Genomic DNA, 24,174 nt, shown 5'->3' with positions numbered 1-24,174 from the left:
GTAGTCAATGAGTATAAATTATGGGCGATGGGTCAGTACCGCTGCGTTAGCGGCAACGGTGCTGGCCAGTGTGTTGTTGATCGTCAAGGTTTTTTCATGGTGGCTTACGGGGTCGGTGAGTTTATTGGCAGCGCTGGTCGATTCTTTGGTTGACTTGGCCGCATCCTTAACCAATTTTTTTGCTGTGCGTTATTCACTTAAACCTGCTGATGAAGAGCATACTTTTGGGCATGGTAAGGCCGAATCACTGGCGGCGCTGGCTCAAAGTATGTTTATCTCCGGTTCGGCGATTTTCCTGTTTTTGACGGGCTTTCAGCATTTATTTTCCCCCAAGCCATTAGAGCACGCGGTGATAGGTATCTGGGTCATCGTCATTGCCTTGATGTCAACATTATGTTTGGTGACGTTTCAGAGATGGGTGATTAATAAAACCCAAAGTCAGGCGATTCGTGCGGATATGTTGCACTATAAGTCCGATCTATTGATGAATGGGGCAATTTTAGTGGCGCTGATTTTGAGCCTGTATGGTTTTAAACGTGCGGATGCGCTATTTGCCTTGGGGATTGGGATCTATATCCTCTATAGTGCGTTACGGATGGGGTATGATGCTGTGCAATCTTTGCTTGATCGCGCCTTGCCGGATGAAGAGCGGCAGGAAATTCTTGGGATTATCCAGAGTTATCCCGGCGTCGCAGGTGGGCATGATCTGCGAACCCGCCAATCAGGGCCGACTCGTTTTATCCAGTTTCATCTGGAGATAGATGATAATTTGCCATTGGTGCAGGCCCATGCTTTGGCAGAGGGGATTGAAAATAAACTGCGGAACAGGTTTCCGGGTGCCGATATTATTATTCACCAAGATCCTTGCTCCGTTGTTCCCGAGGAGCATAAAAATCGTTGGGATTGATGGTGAATTTATTCATAATCAAAAGATCGTCAAAAATTAGACATAATCTTAATGCAGACTGGGTGTTTTTCCGTATCATAGTTGCTGTTGAATCAATTCAGCTAATGAAGTGACAATCAGGTTTCGCAAAATCGCCGTAAATCTTCCCCTTTAGGGAAGCAGTCAGCAGATTGGCAAATGCTATACCTACAAATAATGCATCTACAAGTCAGAGGTCATCATGATCAACAAGATTAAAAGAATCGGAGTCTTAACGAGTGGCGGTGATGCGCCTGGCATGAACGCCGCTATTCGTGGTGTTGTTCGTGCCGCTTTAACCGAAGGGTTGGAAGTTTTCGGCATTTATGATGGCTATCTGGGGTTGTATGAAAACCGCATGAAGAAGCTCGACCGCTTTAGCGTTTCCGACATGATTAACCGTGGCGGCACGTTTTTGGGATCAGCTCGTTTCCCTGAGTTCAGGAATGATAAAGTCCGGGAAATTGCCATTGAAAACATGCGCAAGAATGAGATTGATGCTTTGGTGGTGATTGGGGGCGATGGTTCTTATTTAGGCGCGAAGAAGCTGACCGAAGCGGGCTTCCCTTGTATTGGGCTACCGGGGACGATTGACAATGATGTTGCGGGCACAGATTACACCATTGGTTATTTCACGGCACTGGAGACAGTGGTAGAAGCGATTGACCGTCTGCGCGATACCTCAACTTCCCACAAGCGTATCTCCATTGTTGAAGTGATGGGGCGTTATTGTGGTGATTTGACCTTATCGGCGGCCATTGCGGGTGGATGTGAGTTTATTGTTCTGCCTGAGAGTGAAACCCCATTTGATCGTGAAGAACTGCTGGTTGAAATTAAGGCAGGAATTCAAAAAGGCAAGCGTCACGCGATTGTTGCTATCACTGAACATGTTTGCGATGTTGCTGAGTTGGCGAAGTATATTGAAGCGGAAACTCGCCATGAAACCCGTGCAACGGTACTGGGGCATATTCAACGTGGTGGTGCGCCTGTCGCCTATGACCGGATTCTTGCTTCCCGTATGGGCGCTTATTCCGTCCAGCTATTGTTGGAAGGGCAAGGGGGTCGTTGTGTTGGTATCCAGAACGAGAAACTTATTCATCACGATATCATTGATGCGGTTCAGAATATGCAGCGTATCTTTAAGAAAGATTGGCTGGAAACAGCGAAAAAACTCTACTAATCCTTTCTTATCTACAAAACCCTTCTTCAGAGACAGCCACATGATGTGGCTGTCTCATTTCTCATATTCTTCTTGCGCATAAGCAGAAATTTTAAATTATTTCTGCGTAATAACGCTTTCTGTCAGTTTTATGGTGAAAAATCATAATAGCTTAGGGGAGCATGTCACTGTGATTATGAATATAAGGGTTATGAATGCAAGGGTTATGAGTGCAAAGGTTATGAACACAAGCACGAGAGGGGATGGTGTGCCGGCGGTATTCTTGATGGCATTGGTTACCGCATTGTTGACGGTCAGTATATGGGCAAGCAGTGCATGGGCAAAAGAGATCCAACTCTTGAATGTATCCTATGATCCGACTCGTGAATTATACCAGCAGTATGATCAGGCATTCAGCGAATACTGGCATAAAAAAACGGGGGATGAGGTGAAGATCCGCCAATCACACGGTGGCTCTGGCAAGCAGGCAACTTCTGTTATCAATGGCCTTCAGGCGGATGTCGTGACACTGGCGCTGGCGTATGATGTGGACGCCATTGCAGAACGTGGTCGTATTGATAAGCATTGGATTAAACGTCTGCCGGATAACTCGGCACCTTATACATCAACTATTGTTTTTTTGGTGAGAAAAGGAAATCCCAAACAGATAAAGGATTGGTCGGATTTAATTCGTTCTGATGTCTCTGTTGTTACACCGAATCCGAAGACTTCTGGTGGTGCGCGTTGGAATTATCTGGCTGCTTGGGGATATGGATTGGCACATAACCATCAGGATCAGGATAAAGCCAAAGAATTTGTGAAATCACTCTATAAAAATGTCGAAGTGCTGGATTCCGGGGCGCGCGGTGCAACGAATACCTTTGTGGAACGCGGGATTGGTGATGTGCTGATTGCGTGGGAAAACGAAGCACTGCTGGCGATTAATGCTTTGGGTAAGGGCAAATTTGAAATCGTTACGCCAAACATTTCTATTCTGGCAGAGCCTACGGTTTCTGTCGTCGACAAGGTGGTTGATAAGCGGGGAACGCGGGAGCTGGCAACGGAATATCTGAAATATCTTTATTCCCCTACTGGTCAGGAGATTGCGGCCAAGAACTATTATCGCCCACGCGATAAAGCTATCGCAGAAAAATATCATGCTGTTTTTCCGGATCTGAAACTCTTTACGATTGATGAAGTTTTTGGTGGCTGGGATAAAGCACAGAAGCAACATTTTGCTACGGGTGGGACTTTTGATGAAATTATCCGTCGTTAATCATTGAGTCGATTGTTTTACAGATAGATTGTTTTACTGAGCGATCGTTTGGCGGATCGAGTTTGGTGAGAAAAGACCGCCACGAGACATATTCCGTGGCGGTTGAGTCATTTCTGCGGTATTTGCGGTAATAAGAGATTACGCTTTTTTCGCTTCTGCTGCGGCTTTCACGATCACAGCGAAAGCATCGGCTTTCAATGATGCACCACCGACCAGCGCACCGTCGATATCAGGCTGGGTGAACAGTTCTGCCGCATTGCTGGCGTTGACGGAACCGCCGTATTGAATGATGACTTGTTCAGCGATAGCGGTATCTTGTTTCGCGATATGGTCACGGATGAATTTATGAACTGCCTGTGCTTGTGCTGGAGTTGCAGATTTGCCAGTGCCGATTGCCCAAACTGGCTCGTAGGCAATAACTGTATCTTTGAACGCTTCAGCGCCCAGAGTGTTCAGAACTGCATCGATTTGCCGTGCACAAACCGCTTCGGTCTGACCCGCTTCGTTTTCCTGTTCGGTTTCGCCAATGCACAGAACTGGAATCAGGCCTTGTTCTTTAAGAATAGCGAATTTCTTGGCAATGAATTCGTCGCTTTCTTTGTGGTAAGTACGGCGTTCAGAGTGACCGATAATGATATATTTTGCGCCGACGTCTTTCAGCATTTCAGCGGAAGTTTCGCCAGTGAACGCACCAGAAAGGTTCGCGTCAACATCTTGTGCACCCAGAGCGATACGGCTGCCTGCCAGTGCATTTTTTGCCAGAGAAACATAAACTGTTGGTGGTGCGATAGCGACGCCACAGCCGTCAACGTTGCTCAGTTCTTTACGCAGGCCTGCAATCAGGTCGTTAACCATGTGGGTACTGCCATTTAATTTCCAGTTACCCATAACTAATGGATGTCGCATATTTTTCCCTCCAACCAGAAAATAATCAAATTGCGAAATGAATGAACATTATAAAGATCATCAACGCGAATAGCTCTGCGCTGTGTCACTAATTTTCATTTGCTGAGATGTCAGATAGCGATAGCTTAATCGGTTCAATTGCGAAGGTCATTATATTTTCGCTGCTGTTCATGATGACATAGCGCATAGCTCCCATTTTTTGACTGAAAGCCGGACGTTTTTCCGCTGTCTTCAAAAGCTTTTCCAATTGGGCTTTGGCTTGGTCAGAGGAAAGAGTCGGTTCGAATTGGCTGATCAGGGCAGCCATATACTGTTTTGCCAGTATGAGATTTTGCTCATCTTCTTGTTCACGTTGTGATGGCAGCAGCGTAATTTGCAGGCTTTTAATCTTTTCGCTACCTCGCTCCAGCACTGCCGAAGAGTAAATTTTTTCATTGATTTTACTGGCGGCACGGATGAAAGGCTGGGAAATATCTTTGCTTGCAACCACCTTATATTCGTACAGGGGAATTTCAGGGTATTTTTTGTTGTATTTTTCCCGAAAGACCGGGATGGTTTCTTCGAAAGTAGGGGAATCGGTCAGCAGATACATCAACGGTGAGTTCATCTCTGGTGTGACAGAAGGCTCACCCGCAACGGCTGATAATGGTAAACCGATGCCAAAAGCGATTAATATTGTCATCAGAAGTTTATTCATGCCTGTTTTCATTTTGCTACTCACTGAGTTAATTACTGAAAAAACAGCATCCACAATTGGAAAAGAGTACATGACATTACAACAATGGGGATTCTCATTCAAAGGTCGAATTGGACGACGAGAGTTCTGGATCGGCACCGGTATCTGTTTCGCCTTGATATTTATACTCCTGACACTGCATGGAATGAATGTCCTCCCTATGAATTATGCAGCGGTTGGTGTTGTCTTGCTATTGTATCCAACCGTGGCGATTTTTTCGAAACGCCTGCATGACCGAAATAAACACGGCGGCTGGGTGTTATTGCTCGCATTGGCTTGGATATTGGTGTCCCTTGATTGGAGTGCGATGGCATCAATATGGCAATGGGGAATTGGCCGTTTCGTTCCAACGCTGATTCTCGTTATGGTGATGCTTGACTGTGGCGTGTTCCGTGGTAAAGAAGAAGCTAATCGCTTTGGTGAGAGGGCAGAAACGGTTGATTACATTTCTGCCAAAGAGTCTGTTCAAAGACGCTGATAAGTTGATTGCTGGTGCTTTGGCTATCAATATGCTGATTACCAGTATTGCTCACTGGTGATATGGCCCGGTTTACGGCGCAGATGTTTTGCCATGTTACGCTGCTCTTTGAGTAATTGTTGGGTATCCCTGACCATTTGGGGATTCCCACATAGCATAACATGGCTGTTTTCTGCCTGCATGGGTAAGCCAACCGCCGATTCCAGCTCGCCATTTTCAATTAATGCCGGAATTCTGCCCACCAGAGAATTAGGTCTTTTTTCTCGACTCACGATGGTCTGTATTTTTAGTTTGCCCTGAAACGTTTTCTCTAATTGCTGCATCATCGGTAAGTAACTCAGATCTTTTCCCCATCTCACCGCATGAACCAAAACGATATTTTTAAATCGTTCCAGATTGATTCCTTGTTGGAGGATGGAAAGATAAGGCCCAATGGCTGTACCAGTTGAAAGCATCCAGAGTGTTTGGCAATCAGGGATTTCATCGAGGACAAAAAAGCCAGCCGCTTGTTCTGTGACCAATAGTTTATCTCCGGTTTTTAATGCTGCCAGCCGAGGGCTGAGTTTCCCTTCCGGCACGGTCACTAAATAAAACTCCAGATTATTGTCATCGGGGGAATTGACGTAAGAATAAGCGCGTTGGATACGTTCACCTTCAATTTCCAGCGCCAGTTTTGCAAATTGCCCGGCGGTAAATTTTTCTATCGGCGCATGTATCTTGATGCTGAAGAGCGAATCTGTCCAATTGGTTATGTCGGTAACTTTTCCTGTAACCCAGTTTGCCATTACGATTAACCTCTCTACACAATACTGCGTGAATTGATGATTTTTTGTGACGATTCTACGTGATTGCCTGAAATAGCATTATCGATTATGTGTTACAGATTAATTAACTGCATTTTTGTTCATATTTTGGATTGATATGTACACTTTTATTGACATATATGGGTAATTTATCTGTTATTTTTTATTTGTGTGAAATTGTATACTGTCTGGAAAAAATATAGATTTACCAAGTAAATCATATCTAATGAAGTCAGTACGTCAGGTTCTTAATTGGGAACTTGAGGGCTTCTTAACAATTGTATGTAAATGCGATGAGAAAAATAGAACATTTTAATTTATTGTTGATGTTGATTGCTTTGGCCGCCGTCGGGCAGATGACACAAACAATCTATGTGCCAGTTATTGCGGATATGGCAAGTGATCTTAGTAAACCAGCGGGTGAAGTTCAACGGGTAATGGCGGCGTATCTGTTTTCTTATGGGCTTTCACAGCTTTTTTATGGGCCGCTATCTGATAAGTTAGGGCGCCGCCCAGTGATTCTGGTGGGAATGTCTATTTTTCTGGTGGCGACGACATGCGCACTGTTTGCTCCCAATCTGCTGGTGCTGGTAATTGCCAGTGCATTTCAGGGGTTGGGTACGGGTGTCGCAGGTGTGATGGTGCGTACCATGCCACGGGATTTATATACTGGTACGACATTGCGTTATGCCAATAGCCTATTGAATATGGCCATATTGGTCAGCCCTCTAGCAGCACCTATGATTGGTGGTATGTTTGCCCATTATTTTGGTTGGCGTGCTTGCTATTTGTTTCTGCTGTTATTCGGGATGATAGTCACTTTCTTCCTATTCCGGTATTTACCGGAAACTCGCCCCACGCAGACTGAACATAGCACGATGTTAGCCGCTTTCCATCAACTACTCTCCCATAGCTCCTTTGTGGCTTACCTGATGATGCTGGTGGGTGGTCTGGCTGGGGTGGCCGTTTTTGAAGCCAGTAGCGGGGTGTTGATGGGGGCTGTTTTGGGGCTGGATAGCTTAACGGTCAGTATCCTGTTTATTTTGCCAATTCCGGCGGCATTCTTTGGCGCATGGTATGCGGGACGCGAAGGTAAAACATTTTCTCGGCTCGTGTGGCACTCTGTCATTTGCTGCTTGTTGGCGGGAGCCTTGATGTGGCTGCCCGGTTGGTTCGGCATTATGAATATCTGGACACTCCTGATACCCGCTGCGCTATTCTTTTTTGGCGCAGGAATGTTGTTTCCATTGGCAACGACAGGAGCGATGGAGCCATTTCCCTATCTGGCTGGTGCGGCAGGTGCTTTGGTTGGCGGATTTCAGAATGTGGGCTCGGGTGTGGCGACATGGCTGTCGGCAATGTTGCCGCAAAATAGCCAATTCAGTGTCGGTATGTTGATGTTTTCTATGGCGCTGCTGATCCTATTCTGCTGGTTGCCCATTTCCCAGCGGGTTCAGCGTCAAGAACATACGATCTCGTAAAATCGAAGCAAGTCGTAACATCAGATAGAAACGATATTTTTATTAAAGGCTCTAGCATAAAAAGGCTCTGGCATAGCAGCATTACAATGCCAGAGCTTTTATTTGCCTGGAAATTGGCGCGGTTAGGCGCGATCTTCCCATTCTTGAGCACGGGCAACGGCTTTTTTCCAGCCATTGTATTTATGGTTGCGCTCAGTCGTTTCGATACCTGGGCGGAATTCTTGTTCGATTGTTGCCTTACTCTTCACTTCATCCAGATCTCGCCAGAAACCGACGGCCAAACCTGCAAGGAAGGCGGCTCCCAAGGCTGTAGTCTCGCGTACTTCAGGACGTTCCACGCGAGTGCCGAGAATATCGGACTGGAACTGCATCAGGAAATTGTTGGCAACAGCACCACCATCGACACGTAGGGCTTGCAGACGTGTACCTGAGTCAGCCTGCATTGCGTCCAATACATCACGGGTTTGATAAGCGATGGATTCCAGTGTGGCCCGAATGATATGGTTGCTATTTGCACCACGGGTCAGACCAAAAATAGCACCACGAGCATAAGGATCCCAATACGGTGCGCCAAGGCCAGTAAACGCTGGAACGACATAAACGCCATTGCTGTCTTTTACTTTGGTCGCGAAGTATTCAGAATCTGTGGCATCGGCGATTATTTTCAATTCATCACGTAGCCATTGAATAGAAGCCCCACCAACAAATACTGCGCCTTCCAGTGCATAGTTGACTTCACCGCGTGGGCCACAGGCAATGGTAGTCAATAGGCCGTGGTTGGAACGGACTGCGTCCCGGCCTGTATTCATCAGCAGAAAGCAGCCTGTGCCGTAAGTATTTTTTGCCATACCGGGGTGAACACACAATTGCCCGTACAAAGCAGCTTGCTGGTCACCTGCGATCCCCGCGATAGGAATACGTGTGCCGCCTTTACCACCGATATTGGTTTGTCCATAAACTTCTGAAGAGGCCGCGACTTTTGGCAGCATAATACGAGGGATCCCCAATTCATCGAGGATTTTCTGATCCCACTCTAGATTATGGATATTGAACAGCAGAGTACGGGAGGCATTGGTGTAGTCGGTCACATGTACGCGTCCCTGAGTCATTTTCCAGACCAGCCATGTATCAACTGTACCGAATAAGAGCTCCCCGTTTTCAGCGCGTTGGCGGACACCTTCGATGTTGTCCAAAATCCATTTTATTTTCGTACCCGAGAAATAGGGATCAACGACCAAACCTGTATTGTGGCGGATATATTCTTCTAGCCCATTTTTTTGTTTCAGTTTGGTACAGATATCTGCTGTCCGGCGGCATTGCCATACAATCGCGTTATAAACAGGCTTACCCGTTTCTTTTTCCCAGACAATAGTTGTTTCTCGTTGATTCGTAATACCAATGCTGGCAATTTGATCAGAACGGATATCCGCTTTTGCCAGTACTTCGACTAACGTAGAGCTTTGGCTTGCCCAGATTTCCATCGGGTCGTGCTCTACCCAGCCCGGCTTGGGATAGATTTGCGGGAATTCGCGTTGTGAGATGCAGACAATATTCGCATCATGATCAAGTACAACCGCTCGTGAACTGGTAGTGCCCTGATCCAGAGCGACGATATATTTTTTTTCAGTGATATTTTCTGTTGTCATAACTATAACCTGGTTTTAATCATACATTTTTTATCGTTTTATAGGTTTGCCATATTACAATTTGGTAAAAGTTCAGTATGGCAAATTTAAATCTCGCGCGGTAAATGGCGAGTAATCAGTTTACGGTAGCCAAACGCACCTAAAATCGCGCCCACGATAGGAGCCACCAACGGAACAAGGCAATAAGGAATATTCCGACCACCAGTCAGGGCAATATCTCCCCAGCCAGCTAAATAAGCAACTAATTTAGGGCCGAAGTCACGGGCTGGATTCAGGGCAAATCCGGTCAGGGAACCAAAGGAGCCACCGATAACTGCAATCAGAACACCGATCAGCAGAGGTGCCAAAGGCCCTCGTGGGATGCCATTGCCATCATCTGTCAGAGCCAGAATCAGACACAGCAGGACAGCTGCGATGATCACTTCGACGATAAATGCCTGTAATACGGAGATCTGTGCAGCAGGGTAAGTAGAGAAAACTCCCGCCGTGAAGAGACTTTCCTGTGAGCCGCGAACGGTGTTATGAACTTGCTCATAATCTAGGAAAAGGTTGTAATACATCATATAGACGATGAGCGCTGCAACAAAGCCACCGAGCATTTGGGCAATGATGTAAGGCAGCACTTTTTTTCTGTCGAAGTTGGCAAACAGGCATAAAGCAATGGTGACTGCGGGGTTGAGATGCGCGCCTGAGATCCCGGCAGTGAGATAAACTGCCAAGGCGACACCAAAGCCCCAGATAATGCTGATTTCCCATAAGCTTAGTTGCGCCCCTGCGAGTCGGGCGGCAGCAACGCAGCCTAAGCCAAAGAAAACGAGCAATGCAGTACCCAGAAATTCTGAAATGCATTGACCCGATAATGTTGGAGTAGTGGTCTGGCTCATTTTCTATATCCTATAAAAAAGTACAGGGAAAGATTAAGTATTAGACCCTTCTTATATGTATTTATAGAAAGGTTTCTGTGAATTTATCGTTAATGCGCGTAAACGAGAAATAGCGAAATGGAAATCTGCGTGTTGCGTCAACAAAATGAGCGAATTCGCATTTGATTGCGGTTTTATTTAGCTTGGAAATGTGATCTCATGTACATTTTGGTTTAGTCGCTATATTTCTCGTTATACCGCACATTGAAAGGATGAAACTAGACAGGCGTTAATAGGCTAAATACAATCAAGGAATTGCTTACAAGAGGGCTAGAGAATGTCATTTGAAGTTTTTGAAAAGCTAGAATCTAAAGTTCAGCAGGCGATTGATACCATCACTTTGCTGCAAATGGAAATTGAAGAATTAAAAGAAAGGAATACCGTGTTATCTCAGGATGTCCAAAGTATGACAGACAGCCGTGAAGCACTGGTACGTGAAAATGAGCAGCTCAAACAAGAACAATCAGCATGGCAAGAGCGCTTACGTACCCTGTTGGGTAAAATGGAAGATGTGCAGTAAGGTTCTAACGGTTTAGCTGAAAAAGGGCGATAGTTGCGCCCTTTTTTTATACACTCGATAAAAAAGATGGCGGATATATCATCTGATAACGGATAAACGTGTTACAAATTTATCTGGGTATTACACTTCATCATCGCTATCTTCATCAATTTCCAGTGGTACATCTGATAAGACGATGCCCGTATTGTCTGCATAGAGATAGTCTCCAGAGAAGAAAGTCACGCCACCGAAATTCACCCTGATATCACTTTCTCCCACTCCTTCATTATTGGAGCCGGCAGGAATGGCGGCCATTGCTTGAATGCCAATATCAAGTTCAGCAAGGGAATCGACCTGACGTACTGCGCCATAGACGACAATGCCTTCCCATTCATTATTGACGGCAAGTTGGGCCAGTTCTGCGTCAACTATTGCCTTGCGCACTGAACCACCACCATCAACGAGCAAAATGCGACCATGCCCATTTTCTTCAAGTAAATCATAAAGCAGGCCATTATCTTCAAAACATTTTACCGTGATGATCTGACCACCAAATGAAGTACGCCCACCAAAGTTGGAGAATAGTGGTTCTACCACGTTTATATCTTCTTGATAGATATCACAAAGTTCGGAAGTATCATATTTCATGGGATTTACGTCTAGGTTTATGCAAGGAACGGACAGTATATCCTTTTAAGGTTAATGTTGGCAAAATCATCAATCTTAAAACTTATGGGCAAAATTGGTATCTACTCGCTTAATTAAGTATCAATCCAACGGAAAACAGCACATTGGTCAATAACGCTGCTTTTACCATTTGTACCAGCTTGGGTCGCATACCTTCAGGTGTCGGATCGTGCAGTACTTGCAACATATGTTTCAATAGCAGGGGAAAGGCGAGCAGAAATAACCAGCTAAACCAGCCATTCAGATACAGGAGTGTAAAAGCGACAAGACAAAGCATAGCACTTATTAGCAGGGTAGCATGGTAATAACGAGCTTTTTTGCCTCCCAATCTGACCGCCAGCGTATTTTTTCCGTTTTGACGATCACTTTCGATATCGCGCAGGTTATTAATATTCAACACTGCCACGGAGAGTAAACCACAGGCAGTGGCAGGCAGAACGGTACTTAGGGTAAAAGTACTGGCTTGCAGATAGTAAGTACCAAGAACACTCAACCAGCCAAAGAAAATCAGGACGGAAATATCGCCCAGTCCTATATAGCCATAAGGTCGGGTTCCCACCGTATACGTGATAGCAGCGACGATTGCCAGTAATCCCAGAACCAAGAAACCGATAATATCGCTTGGACTATTGCAGGCGACGGTGATGAGGGAAATTCCTGATAGACAAGAGAGCAGCACAGTGATCTTCAACGCATTTTTCATCTGTTTTGCTGTAATCAGGCCTTTTTGCATGCCGCGCATTGGGCCAATACGTTTTTCTGTATCGCTGCCTTTGGCGACATCACCATAATCATTGGCGAGGTTGGAAAGAATTTGCAGCATGGCTGCGGTTAATAACGCCAGCAACGCCACAGGCCACTTGAAATGCCCTGTCCATGATGCAAGGGCTGAACCAGTCACGACGGCAGCTATGGCCAGTGGGAGTGTTTTGGGGCGCAAGCTTTCCAGCCATGCCTGTGTCTGACTGATAGACGTTGTTGAGCTCATATTGTCCCTATTTGTCACTAGGTGTTTGGTGTGATCAATTTTATATCATCGAAAATAGTGAAATGGGAGGCCAAAAGCCTCCCATTTTTACTATTTTTCGTTTTTTTCACGTTATATTTGCGTTTAGTCGCGTTATCGTGAATAAGTCTGGCGACTAAGGCCAATGTTACCGATTATAAAATAAATCTGCTCAGATCTTCATCCGCAACCAGCTCATCCAAGTGCTCTTTGACGTAATCGGCATTAATTTCAACCTCTTGCCCCTGGCTCTCGCTAGCGTCGAAAGAGATGTCTTCCATCATGCGTTCAAGCACAGTATGCAGACGACGGGCACCGATGTTTTCAGTCGTTTCATTCACTTTCCATGCCGCTTCCGCAAGTTTGCGGATACCGTCAGCCGTGAATTCGATACCCATGCCTTCGGTTGCCATCAGGGCCTTGTACTGTTCAGTCAGTGAAGCATTAGGTTCAGTCAGAATACGTTCAAAGTCTTCAGTCGTCAGCGCTTGCAGTTCAACGCGGATTGGCAAACGGCCCTGAAGCTCAGGAATCAAGTCAGAAGGGCTGGAAACCTGGAATGCGCCGGAAGCGATGAACAGAATGTGATCGGTTTTGACCATGCCGTGTTTGGTGGAAACCGTACAGCCTTCTACCAATGGCAGCAGATCGCGCTGCACACCTTCACGGGAAACATCTGGGCCGGAAGTCTGACCGCGTTTACAGATTTTATCGATCTCATCGATAAAGACGATGCCGTGCTGTTCAACTGCATCAATCGCCTGTTGTTTCAATTCTTCAGGATTAACCAGTTTTGCGGCTTCTTCTTCTACCAGCAGCTTGAATGCGTCTTTGATTTTCATCTTACGGCTTTTTTGACGCTGCCCTGCCAGATTTTGGAACATGGATTGCAACTGATTGGTCATCTCTTCCATGCCCGGAGGTGCCATGATTTCAACGCCAACTGGAGCGGCTGAAACTTCGATTTCAATTTCTTTGTCGTCTAACTGGCCTTCACGCAGTTTTTTGCGGAATGCTTGACGAGTTGAAGATGGCTCTGACTGCGCTTCTGCCTGTCCCCAGTTATTTTTCGCTGGTGGCAGCAGGACATCCAGAATACGCTCTTCTGCCAGCTCTTCGGCACGATAGCGGTTTTTCTCAATGGATTGTAGACGCACCATTTTCACCGCAGCATCAGTCAGATCACGGATAATGGAATCGACTTCTTTACCGACATAACCGACTTCGGTGAATTTAGTGGCTTCAACCTTGATAAAGGGAGCATTGGCCAATTTTGCCAGACGACGGGCGATTTCGGTTTTACCGACACCAGTTGGGCCTATCATCAAAATATTTTTGGGGGTGACTTCATGGCGCAGTGTTTCATCTAACTGCATACGGCGCCAGCGGTTACGCAGGGCAATAGCAACAGCACGTTTTGCTTTATCCTGACCGATAATGTGATTGTCGAGTTCGCTGACAATTTCGCGAGGAGTCATTTCAGACATACTATCTATCCTTACGCTTTCGAAGGGAGTTCTTCGAAGTTGTGATTATGGTTGGTGTAGATGCAGATATCGCCAGCGATAGACAGGGCGCGTTCTGCGATTTCCCTGGCGCCGAGTTCGGTTGTTTCCAGCATCGCGCGGGCTGCGGCCTGTGCATATGGGCCACCGGAACCAATGGCGATAAGATCATTCTCTGGCTGAATCACATCACCGTTACCTGTAATAATCAGAGACGCATTTTCATCTGCGACCGCAAGCAGGGCTTCCAGCTTGCGCAGCATGCGATCCGTTCGCCAGTCTTTGGCTAGTTCAACGGCCGCTTTGGTCAGGTGCCCCTGATGCATTTCGAGTTTTCGTTCAAACAGCTCGAACAGCGTGAAAGCATCAGCAGTACCGCCGGCAAAACCCGCGATGACTTTGTCATTGTAAAGGCGGCGTACTTTGCGGACATTGCCTTTCATGACGGTATGACCCATTGTTGCTTGTCCATCACCACCGATGACGACTTTGCCATTACGGCGAACACTTACGATTGTAGTCACGAGTTAGCCTCTGGTTACAAAATAGAAGATGGTACACACGGCGCGTTGGTTTGTTATCTTGCAACTGCCTGTGGCCCTGCTGATAAAAGCACCGCGTGTATGTTATTAGCGATTAAGATGGGGGAATTTTCTGATTTTTCAACCCCCGATAGGGCGGAGAATACAGCCGGACACACCTGCACCTGCAACACGGTCGCTCATTTCTTCAGCGCCGGATTTATTTTTATAAGGGCCCAGTACAACACGGTTCCAATTGTCTTTCGTGGTAATCTGACTTTCAATACCTGCGAATGCAAGGTTGGCACGGACGGATTCAGCCTGCTTTATCGTTCGGAAAGAGCCACATTGTAGCATCAATTTAGATGCGTTTGTTTCAGGCTTTGATTTGCTGATTTCACTGGAATCCGGGGAGGCGGCTGGTGGTTTGCTCTCCTGCACAATTGCTGGCTTTTGTTCTTGTGAATATTGTTGTTGTGTAGATTGTTGCGCAGGGGGATTGATCACCACGCGTGAACGCGGAACGGGTTCACTGTTATAAGGCACTTCTTTTAATGAAATAGGTGGCTGACGCATGTCTGACTGCATCTGTTCGAGTAACTGCTTCTGCTCTGGCGTTAACGGGTTTACATGGTTTAACGGTTGATTCAATGTCGCAGTGGGTTCCTGTATCGAAGACTCATTAACAGGACGATTTTCCAATTCTTTGATGTAACTCCAGCGTTCTTCCGGTTTTGGCGGCAGGCCATGCCCCTTGGTTTGGTGGGTTGGTTGTGGCTCATCTTGTACACTTTCTTTCTTGTTGTGTGCGATGAAATAAAGGCCACCAATAAATATGACCACCAAGGCCACGGCAACGGCTAATGTAGTTTTGGGTAATCCTTGATCCTGATTTTTTTTCTTACCAGTACCTTTCCGACGGGGATTGCTACGCCCGCGACTCACATAATCTCGTTGTGCCACTGTTTAATTCGCTGAGTTATTTAAAAATTAAGGAATAGATAACTAATGTTACTTAAGCTGTAGTTATTTGCCTAGCTTTTAGGCGAACAAGTACTCGCACGAATGATCAATTCTGCATCCAATAATCTTGAACCTTTGGAAACCAAGCGGCCCTGAAGCTGCTCCAGCAACAAAAGTATGGAATGATGTCCAATCTTATAACGGGGCTGTTCCACCGTGGTTAGGGCGGGTTCGCTGTATTGAGCCAGATTTAGATCATCGAAACCAACAACAGAGAGATCTTCTGGTAATTGTAATCCCATTTTTTTAGCTTGCCACATTACGCCCATAGCCATGACATCACTATGGCAGAAAATCGCACTCGGAGGTTCTGGCAGGGTAAGCAGAGTTTCCACCAATGTGGCTCCGCTTTCATGGGTGAAATCTCCGCGGACAATATACTCTTCGCGAATTTCTTCCCCTGTACGTCGCAATGCCTGAATGTAACCTTGCAATCGGTAGTGGCACAGTGGCATGCTCTCCGGCCCTGTAATACAGGCGATGCGTTTGTGTCCCAGTTTCTGCAAATGATGGGTGGCATTGAAAGCGGCTGTCAGGTTGTCAATATGGACAGTAGGCAGTTCCAGCTCCGGTGCGAATTCATTGGCCATGACCATAGGTGGCAGGTTTTTCTGTTCTTCCTTGGAAACATCGAAAGGGATATTGGAGCCCAGCAGCACCATACCATCAATGCGTTTGGTGATCAGAAGGTTGATAAATGCATGCTCCTGTTGTTGCTGATGCTTGCAGTCGCCAATCAGAATCAAGTAACCATGCTCTGCTGCGGTTTCTTCAATGCCTCGAATGACTTCGTTAAAGAAAGGGTCGCTGATATTGGGAACGATAACCAAGATCGTTCTGGATTCATTGCGGCGTAAATTTTTGGCAAGGTTGTGGGGATAGTAACCAACTTCCAATATGGCATTCTCAACTTTCTGGCGCGTACGGATAGAAACCTTGTCAGGATTCATAAGTGTTCTTGATACAGTTGCGGTAGAAACGCCAGCCACTTTGGCTACATCTTTCATGGTTGCCAACGTGCAATTCTTTTTTTCCATAGCTCACTCCTCAATTTCTACAGGCAGCGAAACGATTGCTCTCCGGTTGCTAAAAAAATGCCAGTCATTTCTGAGAAGAAAGCGCTGGAGGATCGTTTTCTACAGTCATATTAATAATTTCATTTTAAACTGATTAACAGATCAACCCGTTACTTTGTTTGCATGAAAAGTGTGATATGCATCATTTCTTAGAGATACTTCGCAAATTAAGGAAATAATTGTCTCTCTTTTTCTAAAGATGTTCTGTCTAATTTTGTTGCTTTGCGACGATGAGCCATTTTCTATTTCTGTTATTGGTTAACGGTTCTCTGTTATCAACCTTCGGTAGGATCAACGTCAATGTTCCATTTCACTTTGCGTGCCTGTGGCAGCGCAGTGATTTGCGGATAGATCCCCGCCATCATTTTCTGGAGGAAAATGCGTGAAGGGTGTTGAACCATTAATTGCCAGCGATAGCGGCCACCACGTTTGGCCTGCAATGCCGGTACTGGCCCCATGATCCATAAATGGTCATTATGCTGTGGGTGATGCTCAAACAGTTGGCGCATTTGCTGCAAAAACGCGGGCGCTTGCTGATTGTCGTGATCTTCTGAGCGGAGCAGGATGTGGCTGGCAAAAGGTGGCAGATGCACTTGTTGCCGTTCTTCCATTGCCTGTTGAGCAAAGGCATCGTAGCCTTTTTCCAGCAATACTTGCAAAAGCGGATGCTCAGGATGGTGCGTTTGAAGGACCACTTCCCCCTGTTTGCCTGCCCGTCCTGCCCGACCGGAGACTTGAGTATAGAGTTGGGCGAAACGCTCTGCTGCCCGAAAATCGGCAGAAAACAAGGCTCCATCGACATCAAGCAAGGCGACCAGCGTGACGTCGGGGAAATGATGACCTTTTGCCAACATTTGAGTACCGATCAAAATGCGGGCACCACCTTGGTGTACTTCGGCTAGTTGCTGTTCCAGCGCACCTTTGCGACTCGTCGTATCACGGTCGATACGGGTGACAGGAATATCGGGGAACAGCTTTGTGATGCCATCTTCAAGTTGCTCAGTGCCCAGGCCGACGGGCATTAAGTTAGTGGAACCGCATTGCGGGCATTGACGTGGGAGCGGTCGTTGGCTGTCACAGTGGTGGCAACGCAGGTGTCGATGGTTTTGGTGCAAGGTGTAATAGTGATCACAGCGCTGGCATTCCGCTATCCAGCCGCATTCGTGGCAGAGCAGGGCGGGGGAATAACCACGGCGATTCAGGAACAGAATGACCTGATTATCAGCCTTGAGGTGTTCACCAATGCGGTTGATGAGCGGTTGTGATAGGCCAACAGTCAATGGCAAGCCTTTCAAATCCAGCAAATGTTGGGTGGCTGGTTGGGCGTGTCCTGCCCGTTTGGTTAATGTTAGTTGGCGATATTTTCCCTGCTGCACATTGTATAGTGTTTCCAGTGCCGGGGTAGCCGTTCCCATAATGATCGGCATGCCCTCTTTTTTGGCACGGAATACCGCCAGATCACGGGCGTGATAGCGCCAGCCTTCCTGTTGTTTGTAAGAGCTGTCATGCTCTTCATCGATAATGACAACCCCCAAATGAGCAAAGGGAGTAAACAAGGCAGAGCGTGTACCGATGACGATAGCCGTGTCTCCCCGTTTCGCCCGCAGCCAAACTGCCAACCGCTCACTGTCATTTAAGGCCGAATGCAGAACATCGACAGGAGCGTTGAAACGCTCCCGGAATCGACGGATAGTTTGTGGGGTTAAGCCAATTTCTGGCACTAAAATCAGCGCCTGTTTACCTTGTTCAAGAATGTTTTCCAGCACACTGAGGTACACTTCCGTTTTGCCTGAACCTGTGATACCTGCAAGCAGCCACGGGGAAAAAGTTTTATCTTCCGCACGGATAGCGCCTATCGCAGTGGCCTGTTCCGTATTGAGCTTTAACCGTTCGCCGATGATTTTAAACTGCGCATGCCAGTTTTCGGCTTCCGGCTGTATTGGATGCAGATCAATCAGGGCCTTCTTTTTAAGTGATTGCAATGCACTTTCACTTAATTCCAATTCAGAGACTTGATGGCGGTAAATGGGTTTCTGGCGCAAAGTGGCCAAAGCCTGCTGCTGTTTGGCAGAGCGTTTGAGCTGCTCAAGTGGTAGCTCGAGCCCTGCTTCGGTGATTTGCCACTGCCAGAGTGGAGAAAACTCTGTGTTTTTCCCCTGTCTTAGCAAAACTGGCATGGCATGGAATAAAACTTCTCCCAGCGGGTAGTGATAATAGTTGGCTGACCACATAAGCAATTGCCAGAGGTCGTCGGGGAAAAGTGGCTCGACATCAAGAATGGCAGAAATAGACTTGAGTTGTTCAGGGAGAAATTCGCTGCTGTCTGCGATACCCGTGACGACACCTATCGCATTACGTTTTCCAAACGGCACCTGCACCCGAACGCCTATAGCTGGCAAAGGTAATCCTGCGGGTAATAGATAATCAAAAGCGCGGGTTAGGGGGACAGGTAACACAACCTGAACAACTGTCATAAGGCGATTTCCGGATAATTAATGACCAGATGAAAAAACATATAGCATAAGGATATCATAGCAAATCAGTAGATTTCATTGCGCAATAAACCGATATTCTGTATGATCCGCCGCCTTTGGTATAGAAATTACCGATACTTATTTTTATCAACACGACGTGTGGTGTCTGGCGGCAACAAGGCTGGATAGCGACACGGCCTTAACAGAGGTTTCCCATGAAAGAAGGTATCCATCCTAAGTACGAAGAAGTTACTGCATCTTGCTCTTGCGGTAATGTTATCAAAATCAACTCTACCTGTGGTCACAACCTGAATCTGGACGTTTGTGGTGCATGCCACCCGTTCTATACTGGTAAGCAGCGTGACGTTGCGACTGGTGGTCGTGTTGATCGCTTTAACAAACGTTTCAGCGTTCCAGGTGCTCAGAAGTAATGACTTTTATCTGCCTGTAATCAGTACAGGCAGGATAGTTGAAACAAAAACGCCCGATGTTTTGCATCGGGCGTTTTTGTTATCAATATTCCCATGTTTCAGGATCGATACCGAGCTCACGCATCATGATTTTCGCGGCTTCTGGGATTTCATCATGACGTTCTTTGCGCAAATCATTATCATTAGGCAGAGGTTGTCCAGTGAACGCATGGAGAAAAGCTTCACACAGCAATTCGCTATTTGTTGCATGACGCAGATTGTTCACCTGACGACGGGTACGTTCATCAGTCAGGATCTTCAAGACCTTTAACGGGATTGAAACCGTAATTTTTTTGACCTGTTCACTTTTTTTGCCATGTTCAGCATAAGGGCTGACATACTCACCATTCCACTCAGCCATGAGATACCTTAAATAGTTTTTAAATCAAGTAATTAAAATCAGAAACTGGGGGATATTCCTGATCTGTTTTCATGTCGGTAATACGGTAGTCTAGCATAATTCGCTTATTGACTATATCGCTCTAGTTGCACGAATTTATAAAATATAACTAGAAGAAATATAAAGCATAAGAGTAATCGTCGAATTGTAGTATTAAACCGTGGTATTAAACCGCAAATTATTTTGGATGTCTAGATGTATTGACGTCTATCTCGTCAGTCGTTATTCTTGCGTGACACCAATAATAACGATGATGGGTAAAGTTTATGGAATGCAAGCAAGCGACAGTTGCGGTTCACAGCGGTTTAAATATTGATGAACAATATGGCTGCGTAGTTCCGCCTATCTATCTTTCCAGCACGTACAACTTTACTGGTTTCAACGAACCCAGAACGCACGATTACTCCCGGCGTGGCAATCCTGGCCGTGATGTTGTCCAACAGGTTTTGGCAGAGCTGGAAGGTGGGGCAGGGGCAGTCATGACCAGCAGCGGCATGTCAGCCATTCATCTGCTGTGTACTGTGTTTCTGAAACCGGGGGATTTATTAGTGGCTCCCCATGATTGCTATGGCGGTAGTTACCGTCTGTTTGACAGCCTGAGCAAGCGTGGTGCATATCATGTGATTTTTGTTGATCAGGCGGATGATCAGGCTCTAAAACAGGCGTTGGCACAAAACCCCAAACTGGTACTGATTGAAACCCCCAGCAATCCTTTGCTGCGGATTGTCGATATTCAATATATTTGTGGATTGGCGCATGACGTTGGGGCGCTGACTATCGTGGATAATACTTTCCTCAGTCCTATACTGCAAAAGCCGCTGGATTTGGGCGCGGATTTAGTGGTTCATTCCTGCACGAAATATTTGAATGGGCACTCTGATCTGATTGCCGGGGCGATTATCGCCAAAGATCCGGCGATTGCAGAAGATTTGGCGTGGTGGGCGAACAATATTGGCGTGACAGGGGCTGCTTTTGACAGCTATCTGCTATTGCGGGGTATCCGTACTTTATCCGCCCGCGTGTTGCTCCAACAGAATAATGCTGCCGCCATCGTGGATTACCTGCAACAGCAGCCACAAGTGAAAAAACTCTACTACCCTGCGTTGAAAAACCATCCGGGGCATGAAATTGCCGTTAAACAACAAAAGGGATTTGGGGCGATGCTGAGTTTTGAACTGGATGGTGATGAACAGACCATGCGTCGTTTTTTATCTGCGTTAAAATTATTTACTTTGGCTGAATCTCTCGGTGGTGTGGAATCGTTGATTTCCCATACCGCAACAATGACACACGCGGGAATGTCGGCAGAAGCAAGGGCTCAGGCAGGGATTACGGATTTGCTTCTTCGTGTCTCTGTAGGAATTGAAGATAGTCAGGATTTAATTGCTGATCTGGACAATGCGTTTCAGGCAGCGGTAACGAGGTAATCATTAATCATGAGTGCACTGGCAACAGCAGGGGCGGAATCTGGCCGCCAGTTACATAAATTTGGCGGCAGCAGCTTGGCCGATGTTAAATGCTATCAGCGGGTTGCGGATATTATGGCGAACTATAGCCAGCCGGGTGATTTGATGGTGGTATCGGCGGCAGGAAGCACAACCAATCAGCTGATTGATTGGCTGAAATTGAGCCAGAGTGACAGGATATCAGCACATCAAATACAGCAATCGCTGCGGCGTTATCAGCAAGAGTTGATCCGTGGCTTATTGCCTGAGGCAGTTGCAGAAGAACTGATCGCAAAATTTATCGCTGATCTGGAAAGATTGAGTGCACTGTTGGATAAGCCCGTTACAGATATCACATATGCAGAAGTTGTCGGCCATGGTGAAATCTGGTCTGCACGTTTGATGGCGGCGGTGCTTGAAAATCAAGGTATTCCCAGTGAATGGTTGGATGCACGTCAATTCCTGAGGGCGGAACGCGTTGTCCAGCCTCAAGTCGATGTGAGTTTATCCCAACCCTTACTCAGCCAGTTATTGATCCAAAATCCCAATAAGCGTTTGGTTGTTACCGGTTTTATTTCCAGTAACCAAAATGGCGAAACCGTACTGTTGGGGCGCAATGGCAGTGACTATTCCGCTACACAGATTGGCGCATTGGCGGGAGCCAAAAAAGTCACGATTTGGAGTGATGTGGCGGGCGTTTACAGTGCCGATCCGCGTAAAGTCAAAGATGCGTGCCTACTGCCGTTGCTGCGTTTGGATGAAGCCAGTGAATTGGCGCGTCTGGCGGCACCTGTACTCCATACCCGTACGTTGCAGCCTGTTTCCATCAGCGATATTGATCTGCAATTGCGTTGCAGTTACCAGCCTGAACAAGGTTCTACCCGTATTGAGCGGGTGCTGGCGACAGGGATGGGAGCGAAAATCGTTACCAGTCATGATGATGTTTGCCTGATTGAATTACATGTTTCCTCAGCTCATGGTTTCAAGCAAATATACAAGGATATTGATTCATTGCTGAAACGCGCCCAAGTTCGGCCGCTGGCAATTGGGCTGCATGCCGACTGTAACCTGCTACAGCTTTGTTATACCTCTGAAGTTGTGAACAGCGCTCTTGATGTTTTGCAGGATGCTTCTTTACCCGGAAAACTTTCCTTGCGTGAGGGATTGTCGTTGGTGGCGCTGGTGGGAGCGGGTGTATGTAAAAACCCGCTACATAGCCATCGTTTCTATCAACAACTAAAAGATCAACCCGTTGAATTTATCTGGCATGCAGAAGATGGTATCAGTCTTGTTGCCGTGCTGCGCCTGAATCAGACTTCGCATGTGATTCAGGGATTGCACCAGAGCCTGTTCCGAGCAGAAAAACGCATCGGTTTGGTGCTGTTTGGCAAAGGGAACATTGGTTCTCGTTGGCTGGAGCTGTTCGCTCGTGAACAGAAGAATATTTCTGCCCGCAGTGATTTTGAATTTATTCTGGCAGGGGTTGTGGATAGCCGCCGGAGTTTGCTGAATTATCAGGGTATTGATGCCAGCCGGGCGCTGGCATTCTTTAATGATGAAGCGACTGAACATGAAGACGACACACTGTTTTTATGGATGAGGGCGCATCCTTATGACGATCTGGTCGTGCTGGATGTGACGGCAAGTGAAGAATTGGCTAAAGAGTATATCGATTTTGCCAGCTATGGTTTTCACGTCATCAGTGCCAACAAAGTGGCTGGTTCTTCTGACAGCAACACGTATCGCATGATCCGCGATGCCTTTGCGAAAACGGGGCGCCATTGGTTGTACAACGCCACGGTTGGTGCGGGATTGCCAATTAACCATTCCGTCAGGGACTTGCGGGAAAGCGGTGATACTATTCTGTCCATCAGTGGAATTTTTTCCGGGACGTTATCGTGGCTGTTCCTGCAGTTTGATGGTTCTGTGCCTTTCAGTGATTTGGTAGAACAAGCATGGCAACAGGGATTGACGGAGCCAGATCCGCGCATTGATCTTTCTGGTCAGGATGTGATGCGTAAGCTGATTATTTTGGCTCGCGAAGCCAGTTATGAGATAGAGCCTGACCAAGTGCGCGTTGAATCACTGGTGCCGGAAGAGGCTCGGATCGGTTCCATCGAAGAGTTCTTCGAGAACAGTGCTGCTATCAATGAGCAAATGCTCCAGCGGTTGGAAGCGGCGCGAGAAATGGGCATGGTACTGCGGTATGTCGCGCGTTTTGATGCTAGTGGCAAAGCGAAAGTTGGTGTGGAAGCGGTACGCAGTGATCACCCGTTGGCCTCATTGCTGCCGGGGGACAATGTATTTGCGATAGAAAGCCGCTGGTATCGTGATAACCCGCTGGTGATCCGTGGCCCAGGGGCTGGGCGAGACGTCACCGCGGGAGCCATCCAATCGGATTTAAATCGCCTGTCACAGCTTTTGTAGACCCGCTATTAAGCTAGGCGCTTCATAGACGAGGCTTTTGGCAGGGATATAACGAACTATCCCTGCCAATGACAGAAAGAGAGTTGTTTGATAAATCATCGCCACCAGTTCGTATCATCATCATCCAGTCCAATCAAAAACGCCTTATCATTCTTTTTATTGAGTACACGCAAGGCAGACAATCGGATTATCTTATAAAAAAATCCTGATTAAATTTCTTAAAATCAGCCCAAATTGTTTGTTTTCTGATATGAATAGAGTGCTAGAAATAAACAAAAGAACACGCTCTAATCTTGACAGAAACAGGG

The 24,174-nt window shown here is 46.7% G+C and carries 22 protein-coding genes; 9 read left to right on the top strand and 13 right to left on the bottom strand.

From position 1 onward, the window contains the following. The first annotated feature begins 7 nt into the window (after positions 1-7). The 3 genes from fieF (at position 8) to H8A87_RS04515 (ending at position 3,360) form a co-directional block, all read left to right on the top strand. Positions 8-907, top strand: coding sequence for a CDF family cation-efflux transporter FieF (gene fieF, locus H8A87_RS04525; protein ID WP_198688806.1), 900 nt, complete (start codon positions 8-10; stop codon positions 905-907). Between the two features lie 220 nt (positions 908-1,127). Continuing rightward, positions 1,128-2,105 (top strand): 6-phosphofructokinase, encoded by a 978-nt coding sequence (pfkA, locus tag H8A87_RS04520; RefSeq protein WP_198688805.1) that lies wholly within the window; start codon positions 1,128-1,130, stop codon positions 2,103-2,105. A 265-nt stretch (positions 2,106-2,370) separates the two neighbouring features. Beyond that, positions 2,371-3,360: a sulfate ABC transporter substrate-binding protein gene (locus H8A87_RS04515; RefSeq protein ID WP_198688946.1), complete on the top strand. Its 990-nt coding sequence runs from the start codon at positions 2,371-2,373 to the stop codon at positions 3,358-3,360. 138 nt (positions 3,361-3,498) lie between these two features. On the opposite strand, the gene tpiA is transcribed toward H8A87_RS04515, so the two are convergent. Both tpiA and H8A87_RS04505 read right to left on the bottom strand, forming a co-directional pair. Beyond that, positions 3,499-4,266: a triose-phosphate isomerase gene (tpiA, locus tag H8A87_RS04510; protein WP_198688804.1), complete on the bottom strand. Its 768-nt coding sequence runs from the start codon at positions 4,264-4,266 to the stop codon at positions 3,499-3,501. 88 nt (positions 4,267-4,354) lie between these two features. Next, positions 4,355-4,963: a DUF1454 family protein gene (locus H8A87_RS04505; RefSeq protein ID WP_232370074.1), complete on the bottom strand. Its 609-nt coding sequence runs from the start codon at positions 4,961-4,963 to the stop codon at positions 4,355-4,357. Here H8A87_RS04505 and H8A87_RS04500 point away from each other — a divergent pair. Further along, a complete protein-coding gene (locus H8A87_RS04500; protein ID WP_332460330.1) occupies positions 4,962-5,480 on the top strand; it encodes a DUF805 domain-containing protein in 519 nt (172 codons plus the stop codon). The two genes, H8A87_RS04505 and H8A87_RS04500, sit on opposite strands and share 2 nt — an antisense overlap. Before the next feature lie 38 nt (positions 5,481-5,518). Here H8A87_RS04500 and fpr read toward each other — a convergent pair whose 3' ends face one another. Next, positions 5,519-6,265 (bottom strand): ferredoxin--NADP(+) reductase, encoded by a 747-nt coding sequence (fpr, locus tag H8A87_RS04495; RefSeq protein ID WP_198688802.1) that lies wholly within the window; start codon positions 6,263-6,265, stop codon positions 5,519-5,521. A 311-nt stretch (positions 6,266-6,576) separates the two neighbouring features. On the opposite strand from fpr, the gene emrD reads away from it, so the two are divergent. Next, the gene (emrD, locus tag H8A87_RS04490) at positions 6,577-7,764 is read left to right on the top strand and encodes a multidrug efflux MFS transporter EmrD (RefSeq protein ID WP_198688801.1); all 1,188 of its coding nucleotides are present in this window, start codon (positions 6,577-6,579) and stop codon (positions 7,762-7,764) included. Between the two features lie 122 nt (positions 7,765-7,886). Here the strand turns inward: emrD and glpK are convergent, their stop codons facing one another. Next, on the bottom strand, positions 7,887-9,410 hold the full coding sequence (gene glpK, locus H8A87_RS04485) for a glycerol kinase GlpK (RefSeq protein WP_198688800.1): 1,524 nt from the start codon (positions 9,408-9,410) through the stop codon (positions 7,887-7,889). A gap of 86 nt (positions 9,411-9,496) precedes the next feature. Continuing rightward, positions 9,497-10,294 (bottom strand): MIP/aquaporin family protein, encoded by a 798-nt coding sequence (locus tag H8A87_RS04480; protein ID WP_198688799.1) that lies wholly within the window; start codon positions 10,292-10,294, stop codon positions 9,497-9,499. Between the two features lie 316 nt (positions 10,295-10,610). On the opposite strand from H8A87_RS04480, the gene zapB reads away from it, so the two are divergent. Continuing rightward, the gene (gene zapB, locus H8A87_RS04475; RefSeq protein WP_198688798.1) at positions 10,611-10,853 is read left to right on the top strand and encodes a cell division protein ZapB; all 243 of its coding nucleotides are present in this window, start codon (positions 10,611-10,613) and stop codon (positions 10,851-10,853) included. A 120-nt stretch (positions 10,854-10,973) separates the two neighbouring features. Here zapB and rraA read toward each other — a convergent pair whose 3' ends face one another. From rraA to priA, 7 genes are all read right to left on the bottom strand, one after another. Further along, a complete protein-coding gene (rraA, locus tag H8A87_RS04470) occupies positions 10,974-11,480 on the bottom strand; it encodes a ribonuclease E activity regulator RraA (RefSeq protein ID WP_198688797.1) in 507 nt (168 codons plus the stop codon). Between the two features lie 109 nt (positions 11,481-11,589). Then, positions 11,590-12,507: a 1,4-dihydroxy-2-naphthoate polyprenyltransferase gene (locus tag H8A87_RS04465; protein ID WP_198688796.1), complete on the bottom strand. Its 918-nt coding sequence runs from the start codon at positions 12,505-12,507 to the stop codon at positions 11,590-11,592. A 173-nt stretch (positions 12,508-12,680) separates the two neighbouring features. Then, positions 12,681-14,012 (bottom strand): HslU--HslV peptidase ATPase subunit, encoded by a 1,332-nt coding sequence (hslU, locus tag H8A87_RS04460; protein WP_198688795.1) that lies wholly within the window; start codon positions 14,010-14,012, stop codon positions 12,681-12,683. Positions 14,013-14,023: 11 nt separating this feature from the next. Further along, positions 14,024-14,554 (bottom strand): ATP-dependent protease subunit HslV, encoded by a 531-nt coding sequence (gene hslV / locus H8A87_RS04455; RefSeq protein ID WP_198688794.1) that lies wholly within the window; start codon positions 14,552-14,554, stop codon positions 14,024-14,026. A gap of 138 nt (positions 14,555-14,692) precedes the next feature. Next, the gene (gene ftsN / locus H8A87_RS04450) at positions 14,693-15,514 is read right to left on the bottom strand and encodes a cell division protein FtsN (protein ID WP_198688793.1); all 822 of its coding nucleotides are present in this window, start codon (positions 15,512-15,514) and stop codon (positions 14,693-14,695) included. 71 nt (positions 15,515-15,585) lie between these two features. Beyond that, entirely contained in the window at positions 15,586-16,611 is a 1,026-nt protein-coding gene (gene cytR / locus H8A87_RS04445; RefSeq protein WP_198688792.1) for a DNA-binding transcriptional regulator CytR, read from the bottom strand. Between the two features lie 314 nt (positions 16,612-16,925). Continuing rightward, a complete protein-coding gene (priA, locus tag H8A87_RS04440; protein ID WP_198688791.1) occupies positions 16,926-19,124 on the bottom strand; it encodes a primosomal protein N' in 2,199 nt (732 codons plus the stop codon). 215 nt (positions 19,125-19,339) lie between these two features. On the opposite strand from priA, the gene rpmE reads away from it, so the two are divergent. After that, positions 19,340-19,555 (top strand): 50S ribosomal protein L31, encoded by a 216-nt coding sequence (gene rpmE / locus H8A87_RS04435; RefSeq protein ID WP_198688790.1) that lies wholly within the window; start codon positions 19,340-19,342, stop codon positions 19,553-19,555. Between the two features lie 82 nt (positions 19,556-19,637). Here the strand turns inward: rpmE and metJ are convergent, their stop codons facing one another. Continuing rightward, a complete protein-coding gene (metJ, locus tag H8A87_RS04430; RefSeq protein ID WP_086110296.1) occupies positions 19,638-19,955 on the bottom strand; it encodes a met regulon transcriptional regulator MetJ in 318 nt (105 codons plus the stop codon). 305 nt (positions 19,956-20,260) lie between these two features. On the opposite strand from metJ, the gene metB reads away from it, so the two are divergent. Next, positions 20,261-21,421, top strand: a complete 1,161-nt coding sequence (gene metB, locus H8A87_RS04425) for a cystathionine gamma-synthase (RefSeq protein WP_198688789.1) — start codon at positions 20,261-20,263, stop codon at positions 21,419-21,421. 9 nt (positions 21,422-21,430) lie between these two features. Beyond that, entirely contained in the window at positions 21,431-23,866 is a 2,436-nt protein-coding gene (locus tag H8A87_RS04420) for a bifunctional aspartate kinase/homoserine dehydrogenase II (protein WP_198688788.1), read from the top strand. Positions 23,867-24,174: the final 308 nt, after the last annotated feature.

It is taken from the genome of Xenorhabdus lircayensis, assembly GCF_016306625.1.
Classification (GTDB): domain Bacteria; phylum Pseudomonadota; class Gammaproteobacteria; order Enterobacterales; family Enterobacteriaceae; genus Xenorhabdus; species Xenorhabdus lircayensis.
The sequence above is the reverse complement of the archived record's forward strand: the minus strand, read 5'-3'. Positions and strand labels throughout refer to the sequence as shown.